21 protein-coding genes are annotated in these 20139 nt (G+C 46.7%); 12 read left to right on the top strand and 9 right to left on the bottom strand.

From position 1 onward, the window contains the following. The 5 genes from G395_RS0110505 to G395_RS0110485 all read left to right on the top strand — a co-directional run bounded on the left by G395_RS0110505 (nucleotide 1) and on the right by G395_RS0110485 (nucleotide 8324). Nucleotides 1–3612, top strand: coding sequence for a TonB-dependent receptor (locus tag G395_RS0110505; protein ID WP_051350120.1), 3612 nt, complete (start codon nucleotides 1–3; stop codon nucleotides 3610–3612). A gap of 32 nt (nucleotides 3613–3644) precedes the next feature. Then, nucleotides 3645–5375: a RagB/SusD family nutrient uptake outer membrane protein gene (locus G395_RS0110500; protein ID WP_026630009.1), complete on the top strand. Its 1731-nt coding sequence runs from the start codon at nucleotides 3645–3647 to the stop codon at nucleotides 5373–5375. Nucleotides 5376–5410: 35 nt separating this feature from the next. After that, on the top strand, nucleotides 5411–6631 hold the full coding sequence (locus tag G395_RS0110495; RefSeq protein WP_026630008.1) for a metallophosphoesterase family protein: 1221 nt from the start codon (nucleotides 5411–5413) through the stop codon (nucleotides 6629–6631). Nucleotides 6632–6702: 71 nt separating this feature from the next. Then, the gene (locus G395_RS0110490) at nucleotides 6703–7542 is read left to right on the top strand and encodes an endonuclease/exonuclease/phosphatase family protein (protein ID WP_026630007.1); all 840 of its coding nucleotides are present in this window, start codon (nucleotides 6703–6705) and stop codon (nucleotides 7540–7542) included. Between the two features lie 209 nt (nucleotides 7543–7751). Next, a complete protein-coding gene (locus tag G395_RS0110485) occupies nucleotides 7752–8324 on the top strand; it encodes a hypothetical protein (protein WP_157486645.1) in 573 nt (190 codons plus the stop codon). 26 nt (nucleotides 8325–8350) lie between these two features. Here the strand turns inward: G395_RS0110485 and mtgA are convergent, their stop codons facing one another. Continuing rightward, nucleotides 8351–9037, bottom strand: a complete 687-nt coding sequence (gene mtgA, locus G395_RS0110480) for a monofunctional biosynthetic peptidoglycan transglycosylase (protein ID WP_026630005.1) — start codon at nucleotides 9035–9037, stop codon at nucleotides 8351–8353. A gap of 133 nt (nucleotides 9038–9170) precedes the next feature. Between mtgA and G395_RS0110475 the strand changes: the two genes are divergently transcribed. Beyond that, the gene (locus G395_RS0110475) at nucleotides 9171–10457 is read left to right on the top strand and encodes a DUF2851 family protein (protein ID WP_026630004.1); all 1287 of its coding nucleotides are present in this window, start codon (nucleotides 9171–9173) and stop codon (nucleotides 10455–10457) included. Here the strand turns inward: G395_RS0110475 and G395_RS0110470 are convergent. After that, the gene (locus G395_RS0110470) at nucleotides 10447–10647 is read right to left on the bottom strand and encodes a hypothetical protein (protein ID WP_026630003.1); all 201 of its coding nucleotides are present in this window, start codon (nucleotides 10645–10647) and stop codon (nucleotides 10447–10449) included. The genes G395_RS0110475 and G395_RS0110470 overlap by 11 nt on opposite strands. A gap of 24 nt (nucleotides 10648–10671) precedes the next feature. Beyond that, the gene (locus G395_RS0110465) at nucleotides 10672–12090 is read right to left on the bottom strand and encodes a CCA tRNA nucleotidyltransferase (protein ID WP_026630002.1); all 1419 of its coding nucleotides are present in this window, start codon (nucleotides 12088–12090) and stop codon (nucleotides 10672–10674) included. Nucleotides 12091–12182: 92 nt separating this feature from the next. Here G395_RS0110465 and G395_RS0110460 point away from each other — a divergent pair, with 92 nt between their 5' ends. Together G395_RS0110460 and G395_RS0110455 are read left to right on the top strand one after the other, a co-directional pair. Beyond that, entirely contained in the window at nucleotides 12183–12452 is a 270-nt protein-coding gene (locus tag G395_RS0110460; RefSeq protein WP_051350104.1) for a hypothetical protein, read from the top strand. Next, nucleotides 12427–12774, top strand: coding sequence for a toxin-antitoxin system TumE family protein (locus G395_RS0110455; protein WP_026630000.1), 348 nt, complete (start codon nucleotides 12427–12429; stop codon nucleotides 12772–12774). The genes G395_RS0110460 and G395_RS0110455 overlap by 26 nt, the downstream gene beginning before the upstream one ends. Before the next feature lie 11 nt (nucleotides 12775–12785). Here G395_RS0110455 and G395_RS0110450 read toward each other — a convergent pair whose 3' ends face one another. Both G395_RS0110450 and G395_RS0110445 read right to left on the bottom strand, forming a co-directional pair. Beyond that, the gene (locus tag G395_RS0110450) at nucleotides 12786–13157 is read right to left on the bottom strand and encodes a globin domain-containing protein (RefSeq protein ID WP_026629999.1); all 372 of its coding nucleotides are present in this window, start codon (nucleotides 13155–13157) and stop codon (nucleotides 12786–12788) included. An 8-nt stretch (nucleotides 13158–13165) separates the two neighbouring features. Next, nucleotides 13166–13939: an AMP nucleosidase gene (locus G395_RS0110445; RefSeq protein ID WP_026629998.1), complete on the bottom strand. Its 774-nt coding sequence runs from the start codon at nucleotides 13937–13939 to the stop codon at nucleotides 13166–13168. 50 nt (nucleotides 13940–13989) lie between these two features. Between G395_RS0110445 and G395_RS0110440 the strand changes: the two genes are divergently transcribed. After that, nucleotides 13990–14439 carry a type I restriction enzyme HsdR N-terminal domain-containing protein gene (locus G395_RS0110440; RefSeq protein WP_026629997.1) on the top strand — a complete coding sequence of 150 codons (450 nt, stop codon included), beginning with the start codon at nucleotides 13990–13992 and terminating at the stop codon, nucleotides 14437–14439. An 89-nt stretch (nucleotides 14440–14528) separates the two neighbouring features. Here G395_RS0110440 and G395_RS0110430 read toward each other — a convergent pair whose 3' ends face one another. Together G395_RS0110430 and G395_RS0110425 are read right to left on the bottom strand one after the other, a co-directional pair. Next, nucleotides 14529–15140 carry a YceI family protein gene (locus G395_RS0110430; RefSeq protein WP_026629996.1) on the bottom strand — a complete coding sequence of 204 codons (612 nt, stop codon included), beginning with the start codon at nucleotides 15138–15140 and terminating at the stop codon, nucleotides 14529–14531. Nucleotides 15141–15215: 75 nt separating this feature from the next. Further along, complete coding sequence (locus tag G395_RS0110425; RefSeq protein ID WP_026629995.1) at nucleotides 15216–15674, bottom strand: MarR family winged helix-turn-helix transcriptional regulator; 459 nt, start codon at nucleotides 15672–15674, stop codon at nucleotides 15216–15218. 152 nt (nucleotides 15675–15826) lie between these two features. Here G395_RS0110425 and G395_RS0110415 point away from each other — a divergent pair, with 152 nt between their 5' ends. The 3 genes from G395_RS0110415 (at nucleotide 15827) to G395_RS0110405 (ending at nucleotide 19028) form a co-directional block, all read left to right on the top strand. Next, nucleotides 15827–16405, top strand: a complete 579-nt coding sequence (locus G395_RS0110415) for a Maf family nucleotide pyrophosphatase (RefSeq protein WP_035360899.1) — start codon at nucleotides 15827–15829, stop codon at nucleotides 16403–16405. Nucleotides 16406–16432: 27 nt separating this feature from the next. Beyond that, nucleotides 16433–17938: an alpha-amylase family glycosyl hydrolase gene (locus G395_RS0110410; protein ID WP_026629993.1), complete on the top strand. Its 1506-nt coding sequence runs from the start codon at nucleotides 16433–16435 to the stop codon at nucleotides 17936–17938. Nucleotides 17939–18092: 154 nt separating this feature from the next. Then, entirely contained in the window at nucleotides 18093–19028 is a 936-nt protein-coding gene (locus tag G395_RS0110405; protein ID WP_229204126.1) for an SMP-30/gluconolactonase/LRE family protein, read from the top strand. On the opposite strand, the gene G395_RS0110400 is transcribed toward G395_RS0110405, so the two are convergent. Together G395_RS0110400 and G395_RS0110395 are read right to left on the bottom strand one after the other, a co-directional pair. Further along, nucleotides 19029–19565: a hypothetical protein gene (locus tag G395_RS0110400; RefSeq protein ID WP_026629991.1), complete on the bottom strand. Its 537-nt coding sequence runs from the start codon at nucleotides 19563–19565 to the stop codon at nucleotides 19029–19031. Between the two features lie 11 nt (nucleotides 19566–19576). Continuing rightward, entirely contained in the window at nucleotides 19577–20095 is a 519-nt protein-coding gene (locus tag G395_RS0110395; RefSeq protein ID WP_026629990.1) for a hypothetical protein, read from the bottom strand. Between the last annotated feature and the right edge of the window lie 44 nt (nucleotides 20096–20139).

Genomic DNA, 20139 nt, shown 5'->3' with positions numbered 1-20139 from the left:
ATGCAAAAAACAGTACGTAACAAGCCCGTAAACTGGCAAATGATTATGCGCATTGGATTGCTTCAATGGCTTTTTGTAGCCTTACTGGCAGGCAGCAGCTATGCAAAGGAAAGTACAGCCCAGTCTATCCTAAGCAAGGATATGACAATCAGTCTTAAAAATGTTTCACTGAAAGAAGCATTGGATGAGATTCAGGAAAAAGTGGATGCGAAATTTGTTTACAGCAGCAGGGTTTCGCTTAAAGAAAACGTAAGTATCGAGGCAAAAAATCAAAAATTGTCCAAAGTCCTGGATCAGTTGCTTGTTTCCCGCGGCATTAATTACCAGGTTATCAACGGGCAGATCGTGCTGGCAAGAGGAAAGGCCGCGAAGGAAGAATCCAACATTCCGGACCTGGAAGAAAAGCTGCAAAATTACGTCCTGCCGGTTGAAATCAATGTAAAAGGCACAGTAACCTCTTCCGATGGCCAGGGCTCCCTGCCCGGCGTAAGCGTTGTCCTCAAAGGAAGCTCCACCGGGACAACGACAGATGGAAACGGGAACTTCGAGCTCGTGGTGCCCAATGTGGAATCGGTGCTTGTATTCAGTTTTGTGGGTTATACATCCCAGGAAGTGGTGGTAGGGAACCGTTCGACAGTGAATATCACGCTGGCAGCCGACAACAAGGCTTTGGAAGAACTGGTTGTGGTAGGTTACGGAACGCAGAAACGCGTAAACCTCACCGGCGCGGTAAGCCAGGTGCAATCGAGGGATTTGGAAAACAGGCCATTGAACAATATGTCGCAAATTCTCCAAGGCATGGTGCCCAACCTGAACATTACATTCGGAACGGGCCAGCCGGGGCAAGGCGGTAACTTGAATGTCCGTGGTGAAACCTCGATAAACGGCGGCGGCCCGCTCGTGCTGGTCGACGGCATCCCGGGTGACATTAACCGCATTAACCCCAATGACGTGGAGTCGGTTTCGGTTTTGAAAGATGCGGCCGCGTCCGCGATTTATGGTGCACGGGGAGCGTTCGGGGTGATTTTGGTTACTACAAAAAGTGCGAAGAACGGAAAGACGAGCGTGAGTTACAGCAACAACTTCGGCTGGTCAACACCGACAGTGAGTACAAACTTCCTTACCAATGGTTACGACCATACCCGCATCAATGACGAGGCATTCAAGCGTGCCAACGGAAATACCTACACGCGTTATTCCGAAGAAGATTATGCCGAGCTGGAAGCGCGTCGCTATGACAAAACGGAGAATCCTGCACGTCCATGGACAGTGGTGAAGAATGTCAATGGAAAAGACATTTACAATTATTACGGAAATTACGATTGGTGGAAAACGCTTTTCAAGCAAGTGGAGCCATCCGTGCAGCATAACATCAGCCTTTCGGGCGGCACGGATAAGGTCAATTATTTCCTGTCAGGTTCTGCATTCCAGAAGGATGGGATTATGCGGATCAACACAGACAGGTTCAATTCCTATACATTAAGAACCAAGGTAAATGCGCAGCTGACGCCGTGGCTGAAAGTGAGCAATAACACGCAGTATTTCGATTCGCGCTACAAATATCCGGGTTTGAAAGGCGGTGCAAATGCCAACTTTACCGCCATTACCGTGCACGCGCTTCCCGCCTATGCGCCGCGCAACCCGGACGGGACCGCAACTTACAACACATTGAAAAACAACTACTCCATTGGTGACGGATTGTTCGCAAACTTGTTGAAAGGCGTTGCCGGCGGTGAAAAAAAAGTACATGAGCTCACGACCATCAACTCGGTTACCATTGATTTTACCAAAACCTGGAACCTCGTTGCAAACCACTCCTACTCGTTCTACATCACGGATGATTGGTATCGCTCCGCCGTTGCCCAATACTCGATCCAGCCGGGCATCCTGGCAACGGTCCCGAACTACAATACAGACCAGCTCGAAAAGACCTTCTGGTTTGACCCTATGCATGTTACCAATGTTTATTCTTCATATAATAAAACATTGGGTAAACATTATCTGGGCGCAACTGCGGGGATCAACTATGAATCCAAAAAGCACCAGGTGCTGACAGGCGCACGCAAAAACCTGCTTTCCGAAGACATTAACGACCTCAATCTCGGAACCGGAGAGCAACTTGTGAACGGCGGCGCTTACGAATATTCGCTTTTCGGTGCGTTTTTCAGGCTGAATTACGACTATATGGGCAAGTATCTGCTGGAAGTAAATGGTCGCTATGATGGTACATCGCGGTTTGGCGCGGGCAGGCGTTACGGATTTTTCCCGTCGGTTTCGGCCGGTTGGAGACTGAGTGAGGAAAAGTTCTTCGAATCAGCCCGCAATGTGGTTAGTAACCTCAAAATCAGGGCTTCATATGGAACATTAGGCAACCAGCTTCCGCCTAAGTTCAATGATAATCCAAGTTCCGCGAGCTTTTATCCCTACATCGAAATCATGCCGACGGCCCTTTCGTCATGGATCAATAACGGACAAAAAATCCCTTACGTAGACAGCCCCAACCCAATCGCTGCCGGCCTGACCTGGGAATCGGCAACGACTTCGAACATTGGTCTGGATGCAGATCTTTTGAAAGGCAAGCTGACCATTGCCATGGACGCTTATATCCGCGAAACTAAGGATATGCTTGTTCCGGGGCGTGTGCTTCCATCGGTGTATGGCGCCACGGTGCCTACGCAAAATGCAGGTGATTTGAAGACAAAAGGATTCGAACTTTCCGTGGCGTGGAAAGACCAGTTCAAACTGGCCGGGAAGACATTTGCTTACAATGCCACTTTCATGGTGTCGGATTACAAAGCGAAAATTACGCGTTATGATAACCCAAACAAGCTGCTATCCAGCCGTTACGAAGGACAAACCCTGGGTGAAATGTGGGGGTATTCCATTGACGGATATTTTAAAACCAATGATGAGGCGCAAGCCTACCCGATTGACCAGTCATTGGTTAACAAGCAGCGTTTGAGCGCACCGGGCGAGTGGAGTAAATTACAGGCAGGCGATCTTAAATTCCTGGATTTGAACGGTGACGGCAAGATTTCCGAAGGCGCAAACACACTGGCGGACCACGGCGATCTCAAAGTGATCGGTAATACCAACCCGCGTTTCAGATACGGCCTTAATCTGGGTGCTTCCTGGGGTGCATTTGATTTTTCTGCGCTGGCTCAGGGCATCCTCCGCCGGAACTGGTATCCGGGAGCAAATGCAGATAAATTCTGGGGCCCTTACTCCCGTCCCTACTATTCATTTCTTCCCGAAAACTTCGAAGATGATATCTGGACGCCTGAAAATACGGATGCTTACTTCCCTATCCTGCGCGGCTACACAGCGCTTAACGGCGGTGGAGACCTTAATGCCCGCAATGATCGGTATGTGCAGAATGTGGGTTATCTGAGGTTGAAAAATATCGTGCTGGGTTTTACCATTCCTGAGCGCATCAGCAAGAAGGTCCGCATTCCCCGGGCGCGCATCTACGTTAGTGGCGAAAACCTGTTCACTTACACGCCTTTAAGATCCAAATATATTGATCCTGAGCAATTTGACGGTGATTTTACAAATGGTAGAACCTACCCGCTTTCCAAAACATACTCTGCGGGCCTAAGCATTAATTTCTAAAATCATTTGCCAAAACATTAAAAGAAAATCAAATGAAAAAGCTGATATATATCATGACCCTGGCCATCGGGCTGGCTTCGTGCGACCTCGACAGGCTTCCGCTTGACGCCATTTCTCCCGAGACTTTTTTCAAAACAGAGAACGACCTGCTGCTTTATACCAACTCATTTTACAATATGCTCCCGAGCGCGGAGGACATTTATAATGAAGATGTTGATAATGTGGTCAAAAATAATTTGCGCGATGAATTGCAGGGGACGCGGATCGTGCCTACCAGCGGAGGCGGGTGGAGCTGGACCAATTTGAGGAACATTAATTACTTCCTGGCCAATTCCGGCAAAGTCCAGGACCCGAAAGCTGTGGCAAAATACAATGGCGTCGCGCGCTTTTTTCGTGCCTATTTTTATTTTCAAATGGTCAAAAGATTTGGTGACCTGCCCTGGTATAGCGGCCCGATTGAAGCAGGAGATGAAACATTGCTAACCAAAGCCCGCGATCCGAGGACATTGGTGATGGACTCTGTAATGGCAGACATTGACTTCGCGATTGCCAATCTGGACGGCACACGGCAAATTGGCACCGTTACAAAATGGACCGCATTGGCTCTTAAATCCCGCATTGGGTTATATGAAGGCACATTCCGGAAATATCACACCGAATTCAACCTCCCCGACTCCGAGAAATTCCTGGACGCCTGCATTACGGCCTCGGAAGATCTGATGAAAAACAGCGGATACAGCATTTATAAATCAACCCCTAAAACGGCTTACCAAATGTTATTCGCATCCGACAATGCGATTGCAGACGAGGTGATCCTGGCGCGCGATTTCAGCGATGCATTGCAGGTCTATCACAACCTGAACTATTATACCATGACGGCATCTTACGGAAAGCCGGGATTGGAAAAGAAGCTTGTCAACAGCTATTTAATGGCTGATGGCTCCCGGTTTACCGACATGAAGGGCTACGAAACCATGCAGTTTTATGACGAAGTCCAGAACCGCGATCCCCGCCTTACACAGACAATCCGCACGCCGGGTTATACGCGCATTGGCGAAACAACCCCGCTCGTTCCGGAGTTCGGAGCAACGGTTACGGGTTACCAACTGATCAAATTTGTTTCGGAGCCAAAATGGGACACATTCGGGAAGGACATTACCGACATGCCTATCTTCCGCTATGCCGAAGTGCTGCTCAATTACGCCGAAGCAAAAGCAGAAAAGGGCACATTAACGCAGGCTGACCTGGACATTTCTACCAAACTCACCCGCGACCGCGTGGGCATGGTGAACATTAATATGGCCACAGCCAATGCAAAACCGGATCCCTATCAGGCCGCGCAATACACAAAACTGACCGGCAAAAATACGGGCGTGATCCTGGAAATCCGTCGGGAAAGACGCATTGAGCTGGTGATGGAAAACTTCTTTCGCTGGGATGACATTGTGCGGTGGAAAGAAGGCCAGTTGCTTACGAAACAATTTAAAGGAATGTATTTTCCTGGCCCCGGAAATTACGATCTGGATAAGAACGGAAAGATTGACCTTGTCATTTATGAAGGCACGAAGCCGGCTGTTCCGGGCGCGCAGTTGTTAAAACTCGGCAGCGAGATTCTTCTGGAAAATGGCAACAAAGGCGGGAACATTGTTATCAACAGCCACATTACCAAAAGGTTTGACGAAAATAAGGACTACTTATATCCTATCCCTACGCAGGAAAGGCTCTTGAATCCAAACCTCACCCAGAATCCAAACTGGAAGTAACTTTAAGCTTGCATCTATTCCTAAACCCATAAATTATGCTTTCAGACAGAAGGTCGTTTCTTGAAAAAATGTCGCAGATCGGCGCGCTGAGCCTCTTGCCCCTATCTGCTGCGCAAGCCGGCGACTCCAATGCATTGTCAGAAGAAAAAAACCATTTCGTTGCGGGCCCTTATTTACAAAATATGGGCACCAACGAGGTGACCATTATGTGGATCACGCATAAAAACAGTTTCAGCTGGGTCGAATACGGGGCCGGGACTTACACCAGCAAACGTGAATTTGGCTACAACAATGGACTGATTGAAGCTAATAATCGTATCAATAAGGTCACATTAAGCGGACTAAACGCAGGCACGGAGCACAAATACAAAATCGTATCCACGGAAATAACAGGTTATAAAGGCTCGAAAGTCGAGTTCGGCGACACCATTGCCAGTGCGATGTTTGGCTTTAAAACACCGGCTGAAAATGAGGACGAGTTTAAAATGGTGATCTTCAACGACATTCACGACCGTCCGCAAATTATCCCGCAACTCCTTTACCGCCACGGCTATACGGGCAACGCCCGTGATTATGACTTCGTGGTGTTCAATGGCGATTGTTTTGATTGGGTAACAGAAGAAATTCAGATGGTTAACCATTTGATCAAGCCTGCAACTGACATTTTCGCTTCTGAAATCCCATTTATCCTCACGCAGGGAAATCACGAATGCCGCGGAAGCTTTTCGAGGCACATTCCGGCTTATTATGCCTATCCCGAAAACAAATATTACTATGCTTTCACGCGCGGACCGGTGCGGTTCTTAGTCCTGGATTCCGGCGAGGACAAAACGGATGACAGCGTGGAATATGGCGGCCTTTCGGCCTTTGACCGTTATCGTGAGGTTCAGAAAAAATGGTTGGAAAAAGAAGTGGAATCTGCGGATTTTAAAAAAGCCGATTTCCGGATCGTCCTCATCCACATATCGCCTTATCATTCGGGGGATTGGCATGGAACATTACATTGTCGCGAGCTTTTCGGTCCGGTTTTGAACAAAGCCAAAATCGACTTACAGATTTCCGGCCATACGCACCGCTACGCCACCCACGAGCCGGATGCAACGCATAATTATCCGATCGTGATCGGCGGAGGCCCGCTGGAAGGCAAAAGAACATTGATCAAACTGCACGCGACCAAAAAACACCTGGACCTGAAAATGATCCGGGACGATGGCGAAGTGGTTGGAAAGTTTCTGCTTGCAAAAAAGGGAAAATGATCACGCAGCCAAAATATCAATAACCGGCAAGCCTGTTAACTTTGCTTCTGTTCACAAATCATAAGTTTTAAATGAAAAAAATCGCCTTCGCCCTTTCCCTGATGTTAGCATTGTCGCAAAGCACTTTTGCGCAAAAAAATACGATCAATGTTGCCTCTTATAACCTCCGTTATAACACCGCTAATGATGGTGTAAACGCCTGGCCCAACCGCAAGGAAAATGTGAAAGGGTTGATCCGGTTCCATGAATTTGACATTTTCGGTGTACAGGAAGCACTGATAGGTCAATTAAAAGACGTGGCCGAATTGACGGAATTCACATTCTACGGAAAAGGCCGGGATGATGGCAAGGAAGGCGGAGAACATTCGGCCATCTTTTACAAAAAAGATCGCTTCAAAGCCCTGCAATCGGGCGATTTCTGGCTTAGCGAAACGCCGGACAAGCCTGGCAAAGGTTGGGACGCAACCTGCTGTAACAGAATTGCTTCCTGGGTTAAGTTCCAGGATCTGTTAAGCAAAAAAGAATTCTATTTTTTCAATGTTCATTTTGATCACCAGGGCGTTGAGGCCCGCAGACAATCGGGTCATTTGATGGTAAAAAAGATCAGCGAGATTGCCGGAAAATCTACGGTCATCCTCACAGGTGATTTCAACTCAACGCCTGAAACCGAGCAGATTAAAACTATTCAGGGATTGCTTAACGATTCGCATGAGGTTACAAAACAGCCTCCCTACGGTCCGGAAGGAACATTTAACAGTTTCAAATTTGACGCGGCTATGGACAAACGTATAGATTATATTTTTGTCAGCAAGAACATTAATGTGCTTAAATACGGCGTTTTAACAGATGCCAAAGAACAACGTTACCCATCTGATCACCAGCCGGTTTTGATCAAGGTTGAGATCAAGTAACGGACGCGGTCCGCGTGCCGGCTTTTGGCAAATCGATTCTGGAATTTTTTTCCTAATTTACTTGTCAAAAGCCGGCAATTTAAAGCCGGCTGCGTCTAAATTTCCGCTGCAAGATGACCAAATGTTTCCTCCGGGTTATTGCTTTTTTCTTTCTCCTATCCCCTGCTTTTGGTCAGATTATTAAAATAAAAATTGTCAACCCGGAACAAATGAAAGGCCGTAAGGCCATTTTATTGACCCGTGAAAAAGGCTTCGCAGCAACTGTTCATTCGATCAAGCTCGGTCAGGACAGCATTAATTTGCTCATGGAAAAGGACTTGGTTCCCAACCTGTATCAAATGCAAGTCTCCCAGCTGAAAGGCCAGTTCTTCTTTTTTCTCGAAAACGGCGTAAAGATCCAGCTCGACACGACAGATATTTCCAGATCGGTCGTCAGCAATTCCAGGAGCAATGAAGAATGGCGGGATTACTGGAACAACATTCAAAAGCCCTCCGACGACCGCCTGCTCATCTACACCGCTGGTGAAGGACGTGCCAGAAACAGATCCCAAGCCGACAGCATCGATTACTGGCGCGGTCTGCAAGCCCTCGAACGCCTGGATCTCCAAACCAAAACCAGCATCTTCATCCAGAACAATCTCAGCTCATTCGTAAGCCTCTACCTCTTGAAAATCAACTGGTACGCCTTGAAAAACCAAGGATTATTCGAAAAACTCAACCCAGCATTAGCAAAGCACCGGACTTATAAGTTTTTGAAAGAGAAAAGCCGGGGGAATAGTTGAATTAGGGTTTTACAGATATATTCGCCTTACAAATCCGCAATATACTTTTGCCCACCCAGATACCGCATTTGCCGTACAATTTGCCCGGTTCGCTTTTGGACGTAGCCGGATGGGTTTTTGATGGAGAAACGGACGGGGTTTGGGAGCACTGCGGCGATGCGGGCGGCTTCGAAGCGAGTGAGCTTTTTGGCGGATTTATTATAGTATCTTAATGAGGCTGCTTCTACGCCGAATGTCATTTTTCCCATTTCGGCTACATTCAAATACACTTCCAGAATGCGCTCTTTATCCCAGATTAATTCGATTAAGACCGTGAAATAGGCTTCCAAACCTTTCCTGACAAAGCTCCTGCCATGCCATAGGAAGACGTTTTTAGCAACCTGCTGAGAGATCGTACTGGCACCGCGCGCACGTTTCCGCTTCTCTGTCACTGCATTATAGATCTGGTCAAAATCAAATCCCCAGTGGTTCGGGAAATTCTGGTCTTCGGATGCTACAACCGCCAGAGCAACCTCTTTTGAAATATTTTCATACGGCTCCCAGTCGTGATGGATTTCCGTGTCTTCGTCGGCCCGGAAAGCTTCGATTTTTCTGGATAGCATAAATGGCGTTACCCAAACCGGTAAGAACTTCAAAACCAGCACCCAAAAGATTGAAAGAACGAAAAAAACAATGAGAATTCTAAGCGCAATAAATTGCAAACGGCGGAGCATAAAACTTTTTACTTCAAAAACCTGTGACCAAACCAAAACATCAGCGTACAAAGAACAGAAACTAATCAGGTTTAGACAAAGAAAATAAAGGCCATTACATTAAATATTTCTACACACGCTAATTCTAAATGCGATGAATGAAGATATCCTGAGTTTTATATGGCGATTCCAATATTTCGCCAACGAAGCCCTTTGCACCGATGAAGGCAGCAGGCTCTCCATCCTCCGAACAGGCCACAAGAACGCCAATGCAGGCCCTGATTTTTCTGAAGCACGGGTTATCATCGACGATTTTCAATGGGTAGGAAGCATTGAAATCCACGTAAAATCCTCCGACTGGTTTCTGCATAACCATGAAACCGATCCCGCATATGAAACAGTAATCCTGCACGTGGTGTGGGAAAATGACAGACCTATTACAAGGGGGGACGGCACATTATTGCCAACTCTGACATTAAAGAACATCGTCGACCACTCGGTTCTGGAACGATATGCGACATTACAGGACGAATCCCAAACGATTCCCTGTGCATCCATGTTCGCGCAGGTGCACGACATACAAAAATATGGAATGCTGGACCGGGTGCTGCTGGAAAGGCTCGATAGGAAAGCAGCTCTGGTGATGGATTTATTAAGTAAAAACAACAACGACTGGGAAGAAACGGCTTATCAATGGTTGGGAAGGCACTTTGGTTTCAAATTAAATGACGCACCATTCGCACGACTTACTGAAATTGTTCCCTGGAAAATAATCCGGAAACACCGCGAAAAACTGAACCAGATTGAAGCACTGCTTTTCGGTTGTGCAGGACTCATCCCCGCCGACTCCAATGACCCTTACATTCGCCAGCTACGAGCGGAACATCATTTTCTGAGCGCCAAATATGGCTTGAAAGATCAGCAAATGAATCGTCATGAATGGAAGAACCTGCGCATGCGGCCTGCTGGTTTTCCAACGGTTCGCCTCGCTCAATTCGCCCGGCTGCTGCACAAAAACGGGAATCTGTTTCCAGAGATTATATCTGCGCAGTCGTTTTCGAGCTTGCAGGCCATGTTCCAGATAGAGCAGTCAGATTACTGGCAGGACCATTATCTTTTTGGTAAAAAATCCAAAGGTAAGGTGCCATTGTTGGGAAAGGATTCAGCGTACTTACTGATTGTCAATGGTGCTGTGCCACTTTTGGTCGCATATGCAAAGCATCGGCAACAGCCCGAACTGCTGGAAAAGGCCATCTATTGGTTGTCGGAAATCGGCGCAGAAAAAAACCGCATTACGCGGGAGTGGGAGATATTAGGAATGAATGTCAAGACCGCCGCTGATTCACAGTCGCTTATAGAGTGGTATAACAATTACTGTACATTCCGGAAATGTCTGGAATGCACAGTTGGCGCCACACTGTTGCGCTCGGTCAGCCTTTAACAAGGTTTACACCGGTAAGCAAAAACACGGTGCCGACCAGAAACGGAACCACGGATTCCCACTTGGAAACGGTAAGTCCCAAAACGGGCTTGTCGGATAAAAATGCGATGCAGGCAAAAAGCAGAACCGAAATGCCCAGGATAGTGAGAAGTGCGCCGAAGAAGCGTTTGAACTGCGTATTGTTTTCCATTTAATTGTAATGAGGAGTCAGATTTTATGATTGTAAAGTTAAGCCCATTTTTTCGCCCTCTTGCACCATATACGCGTATGCGGGATCAAATTCATTTGGAATAATGCCTTCCAGAATGGCCTCCCGTATCACTTCTTTAATGATGCCGACTTCCTTTGCCGGTTTCAAGCCGAATGCCTGCATGATCATCTCACCCGTAATAACTGGCTGGAAGTTGCGCAGCTTGTCGCGTTCTTCAAGATCCTTCAACTTCTGTTCCACCAGATCGAAGTTTTGCAGGAAGCGCTTGACCTTATCGGGGTTCTTGGAAGTAATGTCGGCCCGGCAGAGTTTCATTAATGCTTCAATGTCCTCTCCCGCTTCCACGAGCAGGCGCCGCATAGCGGAGTCTGTTATTTCTTCTTTGGACAAAACAATGGGCCGTAAGTGCAATCGCACGAGCTTTTTTACAAACCGCATTTTTTCATTCAAAGGCAGTTTCATCCGCCGGAAAATGACGGGCACCATGCGGGCACCCACTTCCTCGTGGTTATGGAATGACCAGCCAATGCGTTTATCAAATTTCTTGGTGGCAGGTTTCGCAATATCGTGCAGGATGGCTGCCCAGCGCAGCCAAAGATCATCTGTGTTTTGGGACACATTGTCCAGCACTTGTAATGTATGGTAAAAATTGTCCTTATGCCCCTTACCATCAATGGTCTGCACGCCCAGCAATTCTATCATTTCCGGGAAAATGATTTGTAAAATGCCTGCGTGATAAAGCAATTTGAAACCGTAGGAAGGTGTCGGTGAGAGGATTATTTTATTCAATTCATCCGAAATGCGCTCCATCGAAACGATCTCAATGCGATCCTTCATTTTAATGATCGCATCGAATGTATTGGGCTCAATGTCGAAGTTTAGTTGGCTCGCAAAGCGGATCGCCCGCATCATACGCAAAGGGTCATCCGAGAATGTGATCTCCGGTTCCAGCGGCGTACGGATGATCTTTCTTTTAATATCCCGCAGCCCTTCAAACGGATCCACAAGCTCACCGAATGTTCCCTTATTAAGGCTGATCCCCATGGCATTGATCGTAAAATCACGCCGGTTCTGATCGTCGCTCAATGTGCCGTCTTCCACTGCGGGTTTCCGGGAATCCGCGCGGTAAGATTCTTTGCGTGCTCCTACAAATTCGATTTCCAGATCGCCCTGCCGGATCTGCGCCGTGCCGAAGGTCTTGTATATGCTCACAAAAACATCGGGGCCCAGCTGACTGGCAACCATTTCAGCCAGTTCGATGCCGCTCCCGATCGAAACGATGTCTATGTCTTTACTATTCCTTTTGAGTATCAGGTCCCTTACAAATCCACCGATGACATATGCCTCCACCCCCAGCTCCGCCGCAGCCTTCGCCACAATTTCAAGAATCGGATACTGGATTAACTGCTCTTTAAAATTCATGCGGCAAAGGTAAAGAACTTAACTAATGTCTGATAAAACTTGTTTAACCTTTCGGAATATTTAAATTTGTTAGAAACGGCAACAAAAATATCATGCTTACGCTGACTAAAAAACAAATCGGCAATTGGGTTTTGTTGGATTATTTAGCTCAAAGGCAGCAATTTCAGGATAAAATTAATTTTCTTGAAAAGAAATACAATGCTGATCTACAAGCATTTGAAGCCAGGCTCGAAACTGCAACGTCTGAGGATTTCCAAGCCTGGGACGATCTTATCGAATGGAAAGCCTATACTCAGTTCCTGTCAGAAATAGATTCAAAAATAGCTGATATCAGGAATGGAGATTTTCAAATGGCTGGATGACAAGCGTTTCGTCGCTTCCTATACAATTAATGACTTTCGCGAATTTTCTGAGACTTATTATATTAATCTGGAAATCAGATTTCATAACGATACTTCGCTTTATGTAAGAGAATATGTAGAGGCAAACCGCAGGAGATATGCATTTCATTGGCAAAAAGAAAACGGAGATTTGCTCATACGCTGGGATAACGCGCCGCACTTCCCAAACACGCCGACTTTTCCGCATCACAAACACATTGGCCTAGCTTCTGTTGAAGAAAGTGTTGACATCTCTCTTGAAGATGTTTTGACATTCATCCAAGCTGAAATAGCATTGAGCTAATCCTAGCCGTTTTACCGATTTACCATAAAAAATGCCGTCCTGGGAAAACGGTCGAACAACTCGTCTTTGAGCTCCTTGCTGATGGGAAGCGTTCCTACTGCTTCGGACATGCATTGTAGCCAGGCTACGGCGTCGTCTTCGGTGATGACGTGGGGCATGTGGCGGGCTCGCATCATGGGGTGCCCGTGAACGTCAGAGTAGAGTTGCGGGCCGCCTAGAAATTGCGTAAGGAAAAGGCGCTGTTTCTCCTTTATTTCTTCTTTATCACTTTTGAACAGTCTGGAAATCAACTCATGATTAAAAACCAGGTCGTAAAATTTATCCGTAAGTTGCCTTAGCGCCGCGTCTCCGCCGATGCGCTCGTATAATGAAGCTTCACTCATTTTGCTGATCAATTTTCAAATCGCAAATGTTTCACCGACGCACCGGACCTTGCCAGTTCAGTCAATGATTCTATTCCGATTTCAAGGTGCATTTTGACATAATTAGTAGTCACTTTTTTATCACTTTCCTCTGTTTTTACCCCTTCCGGAACCAACGGGTTGTCGGATACCAAAAGCAATGCGCCATGCGGAATGGAATTGGCAAAACCGACAATAAAAATCGTAGCCGTCTCCATGTCAATGGCCATAGCGCGGATATCGCGCAGATATTCTTTGAAGCTGTCGTCGTGCTCCCAGATTCTCCGGTTCGTGGTGTAAACAGTCCCGGTCCAGTAATCCATTTTATTTTTGGCAATACTTGCTGAAACCGTGCTTTGCAGCCGGAATGAGGGTAATGCGGGAATTTCAGAAGGCATATAGTCATCACTGGTTCCTTCCCCGCGGATGGCTGCGATGGGCAAAATAAGATCGCCTACCTGGGTCTTTTTCAAACCGCCGCATTTACCTAAAAACAAGACCGCTTTTGGACTAATGGCAGACAAAAGGTCCATCACTGTGGCGGCCATAGGACTTCCCATGCCGAAGTTAATGATGGTAATGTCCTTAGCAGTAGCCGTTTGCATCGCACGCCCCTGCCCCTTTACCTCAACATTGAATTTCTCCGCAAACATGGTCACGTAATTCCCGAAGTTGGTCAGCAGAATGTAACTTCCGAAGTCCTCAACTGCCGTGCCTGTGTAGCGCGGCAGCCAGTTTTCGACGATTTGTTCCTTAGTAGTCATGAATTCAATGAGTTTATTGGCTGCATTTGTTGTGATGTGTATCTTCGTTCATGGAATCTCTGAACCTCCCGACGTTTGCTTACAAAGTTAAGCACGTTAACGGGAAACCGCATATCTTCGACATTATACGCAGGAAATTCGTGTCGCTCACGCCGGAGGAATGGGTAAGGCAGCATTTTATTCATTTGCTGATCACAGAATATGGTTATCCTAAATCCCTCTTCGCCGTAGAAACGGGCCTGCAATACAATACATTAGCGAAACGGACGGACATCATGGTTCTATCCGGCGAATCGCTGCCGTTTCTGCTGGTGGAATGTAAAGCGCCTTTCATTACTGTAAATGATGCGACCTTTGCACAGATCAGCCGCTACAATTTTACATTACAGCCCCAATATCTGGCTGTTACCAATGGCATGGCCCACTATTGCTTCAAAGCGGTGAACGGACAGATTCATTTTATGGATGATTTTCCGAAATACAGGGAATTCAATAACTGATTTTTTTGGCATAAAAAACAAAAACCTGCCCAACCAAAAGGTCGGACAGGTTAACAATCTTAGCCATGAAAATCTTAAAAATCAGCTGATTATTTTGAAGCAACCAATTTCACGTCAATTGTGAAATCATCGTTGATCATTTTGTCACCAAGGTTTTCGAAGAAAGACTTGGAGTTGTATTTGATATCATATTTCGAACGGTCAACAACAATTTTGCCAGTTGCCTCTGCACCAGTTGCCGTTGTTTTAACAGTTACAGGAAAAGTTACTGGCTTTGTAATGCCTTTGATCGTCAGGTCGCCGGTAACTTCGTAAACGCCAGTTGATTTTGGTGTCGCTTTCGTTACTACGAATGTTGCAGTCGGGTGTTTTTCAACGCTGAAAAAATCGTCAGATTTCAAGTGGCCGATCAACTTGCCATTGTATTCTTTGTCGGTAAGATCGGTGTTTGTAATCGTGGTCAGGTCGGCAATGAATTTTCCGCCTGTCAATTTAGCGCCGTCCATGATGATAGTGCCTTCTTTCAGAGCGATTTTGCCTGTATGCTCACCAGTTACCTTTTTGCCTACCCAGGTAAGCTCACTTTTTGAGGTGTTTACTTTCAGATTAGTTGCTTTTTTAACTTTGTCATCAGCTGAAACAGAGCCTGATACAAACAAAGCCACAGCAATAGAAGCGAGGAAGAATTTAACGGATTTCATTGTAGTTTTCATTTTGGATTAATTAATTGTAATTAAATTATTGGGTTATTCATTTTTGGGTATTCATGCTCATTATTACTTATTTGACTCCCGAAGTTTGTCAAGCAAAGCGCTGATCTGGTCTGCTTCTTCGCTGGAAATCACATTGAAACGGTTTTCCCATTCCTCTACGAACGGATCAAGTTCTTCCAGCAATTTCAAGCCGTCTTCAGTAATCAACACATCCACAGCGCGCCTGTCGTTGGGGCAGGACGATCGTTTCGCCAGGTTTTTGGCCAAAAGCTTATCCACTAACCTCGATGTATTAGAATTTTTATCCAACATCCTTTCCGTAATGTCACTTACCTTGACCGGGTTCTGTTGCTGGCCGCGCAGGATCCGGAGTACATTATATTGCTGGCTGGTGATGTCGTGCCCTTTAAAAAATTCAAGTTGTTTGGATTCCAGCCAGTTGGTTGTATAAACGAGGTTCAATGCGAGTCGCTGGTAGGCGCTTCGAAATTTTTTTTGTTTTATATCAGTTTCAATAGACATAGCTGACGGCAAAATGTAATTATGATGTATATACATTTAATGTAATAACATTAATATTCTCGCGAATGGTTCATGCATGTGAAAGAAATTTTAAAATATCAACCAACGCAAGCCAAACACGTTGATTATCAGCACCAATTCAATTTCCTTAAATGATTCAGTTACAGAAACCCCTCATACTCGCCTCTAATTCACCGCGCCGGAAGCAGTTGCTGGCAGATGCAGGATTTGATTTTACCGTTGAAGTGCTGCCAACCGACGAGACATTTCCAGCCACATTACCAGCCGAAGCGGTTGCAGATTATATTTCAAAGGAAAAGGCAGAAATGTTCCGCGGCCTCCGGCCGGACGACATGGTCTTGACCGCGGATACGATTGTGGTCGCAGATCATGAAATCCTGGGAAAGCCGGCCAATTTTCAGGAGGCATTCCAAATGCTGCAAAAGCTGTCCGGCAAAACGCATACGGTGATTACATCGGTAAGTTTGCTGGATGATAACAGCATTCAAACTGTTTCAGATGTTGCGGAAGTGACACTCAGCAGACTAGAAGATTGGGAGTTAACACATTACATTGACCAATATCAACCGTTCGACAAAGCTGGTTCTTATGGCATCCAGGAATGGATCGGGATGGTTGGAGTTGAAAAAATTCAGGGATCATTTTACACGATTATGGGCTTACCGGTGCATATTGTTTATAAATTGCTGAAACCTTATTTCATCCGCTGAGCCGGTCCGGTTTCGGGCAACATTCATATGATTGCAGACAAGTCAAGATTTATTCCGAGGGTTTGCTACGAGATATTTGTCCGTTCTTTCTGCGATTCCAACGGCGACGGGATTGGTGACTTAAATGGCATTACATCAAAGCTGGATTACCTGGCCGACCTCGGCATAGAGGCTATCTGGCTCACTCCGATCCATCCGTCGCCCAGTTATCATAAATACGATGTGACGGATTATTATGCCATTGAACCGGAATTCGGGACAATGGATGATTTCAAAAAGCTGCTGGCCAGCGCGCGTGAGCGGGGCATTGAAATTTACCTCGACCTGATCATTAACCACACCAGCACGCTCCACCCATGGTTTTCCGAAGCGCGTAAAAACGCGGCGAACGCTTATCGCGAATTCTACTGGTGGATGACGCCCACACAAATCGAAGCCCTGGGAATTTCAGAAAGGGAAACCTCGGACGATTCGCAGGTGGTTTATCCATGGCACGAGAATCCCGAAGATTTGGAAAAGTATTACGGCCTGTTTTACAAAGGCATGCCCGACCTCAATTACCATTCGCAGGCATTGCGGGAAGAACTGGAGAAAATTATTCGTTTCTGGCTTGTGGATGTTGGTGTGGACGGTTTTCGCCTCGATGCCGCCAGGCACGTTTACCCGGAATGGGAAAAACATTTAAGCGTTGAATTCTGGCAATTTTTTTCAAAACTGGTGCAGGATATTAAGCCGAATGCATTTACGGTCGGTGAAGTATGGGCGGAGACGGAAGAGGTAGCGCCCTATTTCCGTTATCTGGACGCTACTTTCCATTTCGATCTCAGTTTCGCTTTGCAACGCATGCTTATCGGCGAAAAGGATGAAGACATTGTTGAAAAGCTGCAATCCAGTTATGCGGTTTTTGAAAAATATAATCCGCTTTTTGTGGACGCTATCATGCTCACCAACCATGATCAGGACCGGATCGCGAGTGTCACCGGCAACAATAAGGCGAAAATCAAGATGGCCGCAAGCATTCTGCTCACATTGCCCGGCCAGCCGTACATTTATTACGGAGAAGAAATCGGCATGCTCGGCACAAAGCCCGATCCTTACATCAGGGAGCCTTTTATATGGTCCGATGACCTGGAAAGCAGCGGAAGCACCAGCTGGATTGACGCGCAATTTTCAAAAATAGAAACCGTCGTGCCGCTGTCTGTACAAGTGGAAGATCCGGATTCGGTTTACAATCATTACAAAACATTGATAAATCTGCGGAAGGCCGAGCCGGCGCTGAGCCAGATCTTTGCGCCGAACCTGCACCGCGTGTGCCTGCAGGACGATCAGATGCTCTCCTATTTCCGGCCGCATGTGGATAAGTCGTTGGTAATCATCCATAATTTGAGCAGCTACGACAAGCCTATCCTGATGCCCCAAGACAAAGCTGACTTCAAGCACATCCTTTTTTCAACCGATCCGAAACATTCGGGCATCTTACAAACCATGCAGCTCGCGCCCCATTGCAGCCTCATTCTGGCTTCTCATTCGTAAAATCCGTACAGTAGGTTGCGGTGTATCCGCTTCTTTCTTCCATATTCAGGTTGTAATCTAAATAATCTTCGGAATCATGAAGCTTTGCGCGCCATTTCTATGTTCTCTCCTATTGCTTTCGGTATCTGGTTTTGCCCAAAAATCGTATCCCACCATGGGAAAGATCATTTACGAAGATCCTGCATTTGAGAAGCTGCTTGCCAAAGACGCGAAAATCGAAGTGCTTGCTTCGGGTTTTGAATGGTCCGAGGGGCCGGTTTGGGTGAAGGATAGCAGCTTTTTGCTATTTTCGGATGTGCCTAAAAACAAGGTGTATAAATGGGATGAAAAAAGCGGCCTGTCGGTCTTCCTGGAACCTTCTGGTTATACAGGCAGGGGCGTTTACAGCGATGAGCCGGGCAGCAATGGGCTGATCATCGACAGCAAAGGACGGCTTGTCTCCTGCGAGCACGGGGATCGCCGCATTTCAGCTGTTTCGTTAAAAGTGGGTGGAAAAGTTACGCTTGCGGATCATTTCGAAGGCAAACGGTTCAACAGTCCAAACGACGTGACAGAGCATACGAATGGCAGTTACTACTTCACCGATCCACCTTACGGGCTTGCAAAAAAGCATGAAGACCCCACCAGAGAAACCAAACAGTTTGGCGTTTACCGCATTGCGCATGACGGGAAAGTAAGCCTGCAAATCCCGGACCTTACCAGGCCCAACGGACTCGCTTTTTCCCCTGACGGAAAAACCCTCTACATTGCTCAGTCCGATCCCGAAAAAGCCATAATCATGGCCTATCAGGTAGATGAGAGCGGCAATGTTACAAGAAAAGGAAAACTCATTTACGACGCTACACCCATGGTAAAAGCCCAAAAACCGGGCCTTCCCGACGGTTTGAAAATAGACAAAGACGGAAACCTCTGGTCCTCCGGCCCCGGCGGAATGCTCATCATCACCCCGGCCGGAAAGCTGATTGGCAGGATCGAAATGGGCGAACTGACCTCCAACTGTGCCTGGGGAAATGACGGCTCTACATTATATATGACCGTGGATGGCTATGTGTGCAGGGTCAAAACAAACACCAGAGGCGCAGGCTGGTAACTAACGATCCGCAACACGCCGAACCGATCGCAGATCATTCTCGACATCCCGTTTTACAGAAGCCCAATTGGTTTTGCCATTGCGGTAAATGTTGGTATACGCCCTGTAAAGAACCAGTTGATCCGCGCTAATCCTGTCCAGCTGATCCGCCAGAACGCCTTTTTGGGAAGATTTGGCCGTCCGGTATTCGTTGATCAGCACATTATAGCAGCTTTCCAGGTTGTCCAGTTCATACAACACCACTTCGCCCAGCTTGTCCATTTCCTGATATTGGGCGAGCAGTTGCTGGTTGTAATCGGCGCTTCCGGAGGAAGCCGCATTATCGTTACGCGGCGTTTCGTTGAGAACGCGGTCATAATCCCTTTTGTACGTGCCGTTATTGGAGCGATAATCGCTGTCATACGAACGGTGGGAAGCATCAGTACTGCCGGAAGATGTGCCGTGGCGCTGGTCGTAGCGACGTTGTAATTGCTGGGAGCACGATGAGCCGATCACCGTCAAAGCGGCCATACAGCAGATCAGATAAATGTTTTTCACGGTTTTTGTTGTTAAAAGTTGTGTCTTAATCCAATGCTCAGATTGGGATTGAAGTAAAAGAACTTGGGGATCAATTCGAGATAACCACCGCCTTCTACGAAAAACGAAGCAGGTTTCTGTGAGAAAAAGAATTCCAGCCCCGCTGTGACCGACGGCCCTGTCGAAATGTTGGTTGTATACACTGATTTTACATTTCGGTCTGGGTAATATCTTCGCGAATTCACCTGCACACCCGGACCCGCATACGCAATCATCCGTTCGTTAAAAAACGGCGCATACCAAAGATACGTCCCATTGAACATAACGCCTACACCGCCCAGATCGTCATTGCTAACTTTGTAATTATCTTTGCTTTTGAACAACCCAATGTACGTTCCAATGCTGATATCCAGCGCATTACGTTCGCCGTATTTACGAATACTGACGGCGATGGGCTCACCAACTTCAAATCCGACGGCCCATTTTTGAGTTTGGGCAAAGGCAGGAGATGTAGTAAAAAAGAGCGAAACGAGCGCAAGAAATCTTTTCATAATCACTATTCAAAATTGTAAAGAGGACAAAAATAGTGCCATAA

This window comes from Dyadobacter alkalitolerans DSM 23607 (genome assembly GCF_000428845.1).
Lineage (GTDB): Bacteria > Bacteroidota > Bacteroidia > Cytophagales > Spirosomataceae > Dyadobacter > Dyadobacter alkalitolerans.
This window is presented reverse-complemented; position numbering and strand designations above follow the sequence as displayed.

What these genes read in the sequence shown, in the direction of transcription:
- G395_RS0110465 (WP_026630002.1), bottom strand. Translation starts at nt 12,090, where the DNA reads ATGAATTTTAAAGAGCAGTTAATCCAGTATCCGATTCTTGAAATTGTG.
- G395_RS0110425 (WP_026629995.1), bottom strand. Translation starts at nt 15,674, where the DNA reads ATGTCTATTGAAACTGATATAAAACAAAAAAAATTTCGAAGCGCCTAC.
- G395_RS0110455 (WP_026630000.1), top strand. Translation starts at nt 12,427, where the DNA reads ATGGAGATTTTCAAATGGCTGGATGACAAGCGTTTCGTCGCTTCCTAT.
- mtgA (WP_026630005.1), bottom strand. Translation starts at nt 9,037, where the DNA reads ATGCTCCGCCGTTTGCAATTTATTGCGCTTAGAATTCTCATTGTTTTT.
- G395_RS0110500 (WP_026630009.1), top strand. Translation starts at nt 3,645, where the DNA reads ATGAAAAAGCTGATATATATCATGACCCTGGCCATCGGGCTGGCTTCG.
- G395_RS0110490 (WP_026630007.1), top strand. Translation starts at nt 6,703, where the DNA reads ATGAAAAAAATCGCCTTCGCCCTTTCCCTGATGTTAGCATTGTCGCAA.
- G395_RS0110445 (WP_026629998.1), bottom strand. Translation starts at nt 13,939, where the DNA reads ATGACTACTAAGGAACAAATCGTCGAAAACTGGCTGCCGCGCTACACA.
- G395_RS0110450 (WP_026629999.1), bottom strand. Translation starts at nt 13,157, where the DNA reads ATGAGTGAAGCTTCATTATACGAGCGCATCGGCGGAGACGCGGCGCTA.
- G395_RS0110410 (WP_026629993.1), top strand. Translation starts at nt 16,433, where the DNA reads ATGATTGCAGACAAGTCAAGATTTATTCCGAGGGTTTGCTACGAGATA.
- G395_RS0110440 (WP_026629997.1), top strand. Translation starts at nt 13,990, where the DNA reads ATGGAATCTCTGAACCTCCCGACGTTTGCTTACAAAGTTAAGCACGTT.
- G395_RS0110460 (WP_051350104.1), top strand. Translation starts at nt 12,183, where the DNA reads ATGCTTACGCTGACTAAAAAACAAATCGGCAATTGGGTTTTGTTGGAT.
- G395_RS0110405 (WP_229204126.1), top strand. Translation starts at nt 18,093, where the DNA reads ATGGGAAAGATCATTTACGAAGATCCTGCATTTGAGAAGCTGCTTGCC.
- G395_RS0110430 (WP_026629996.1), bottom strand. Translation starts at nt 15,140, where the DNA reads ATGAAATCCGTTAAATTCTTCCTCGCTTCTATTGCTGTGGCTTTGTTT.
- G395_RS0110395 (WP_026629990.1), bottom strand. Translation starts at nt 20,095, where the DNA reads ATGAAAAGATTTCTTGCGCTCGTTTCGCTCTTTTTTACTACATCTCCT.
- G395_RS0110485 (WP_157486645.1), top strand. Translation starts at nt 7,752, where the DNA reads ATGAAAGGCCGTAAGGCCATTTTATTGACCCGTGAAAAAGGCTTCGCA.
- G395_RS0110495 (WP_026630008.1), top strand. Translation starts at nt 5,411, where the DNA reads ATGCTTTCAGACAGAAGGTCGTTTCTTGAAAAAATGTCGCAGATCGGC.
- G395_RS0110505 (WP_051350120.1), top strand. Translation starts at nt 1, where the DNA reads ATGCAAAAAACAGTACGTAACAAGCCCGTAAACTGGCAAATGATTATG.
- G395_RS0110415 (WP_035360899.1), top strand. Translation starts at nt 15,827, where the DNA reads ATGATTCAGTTACAGAAACCCCTCATACTCGCCTCTAATTCACCGCGC.
- G395_RS0110470 (WP_026630003.1), bottom strand. Translation starts at nt 10,647, where the DNA reads ATGGAAAACAATACGCAGTTCAAACGCTTCTTCGGCGCACTTCTCACT.
- G395_RS0110475 (WP_026630004.1), top strand. Translation starts at nt 9,171, where the DNA reads ATGAATGAAGATATCCTGAGTTTTATATGGCGATTCCAATATTTCGCC.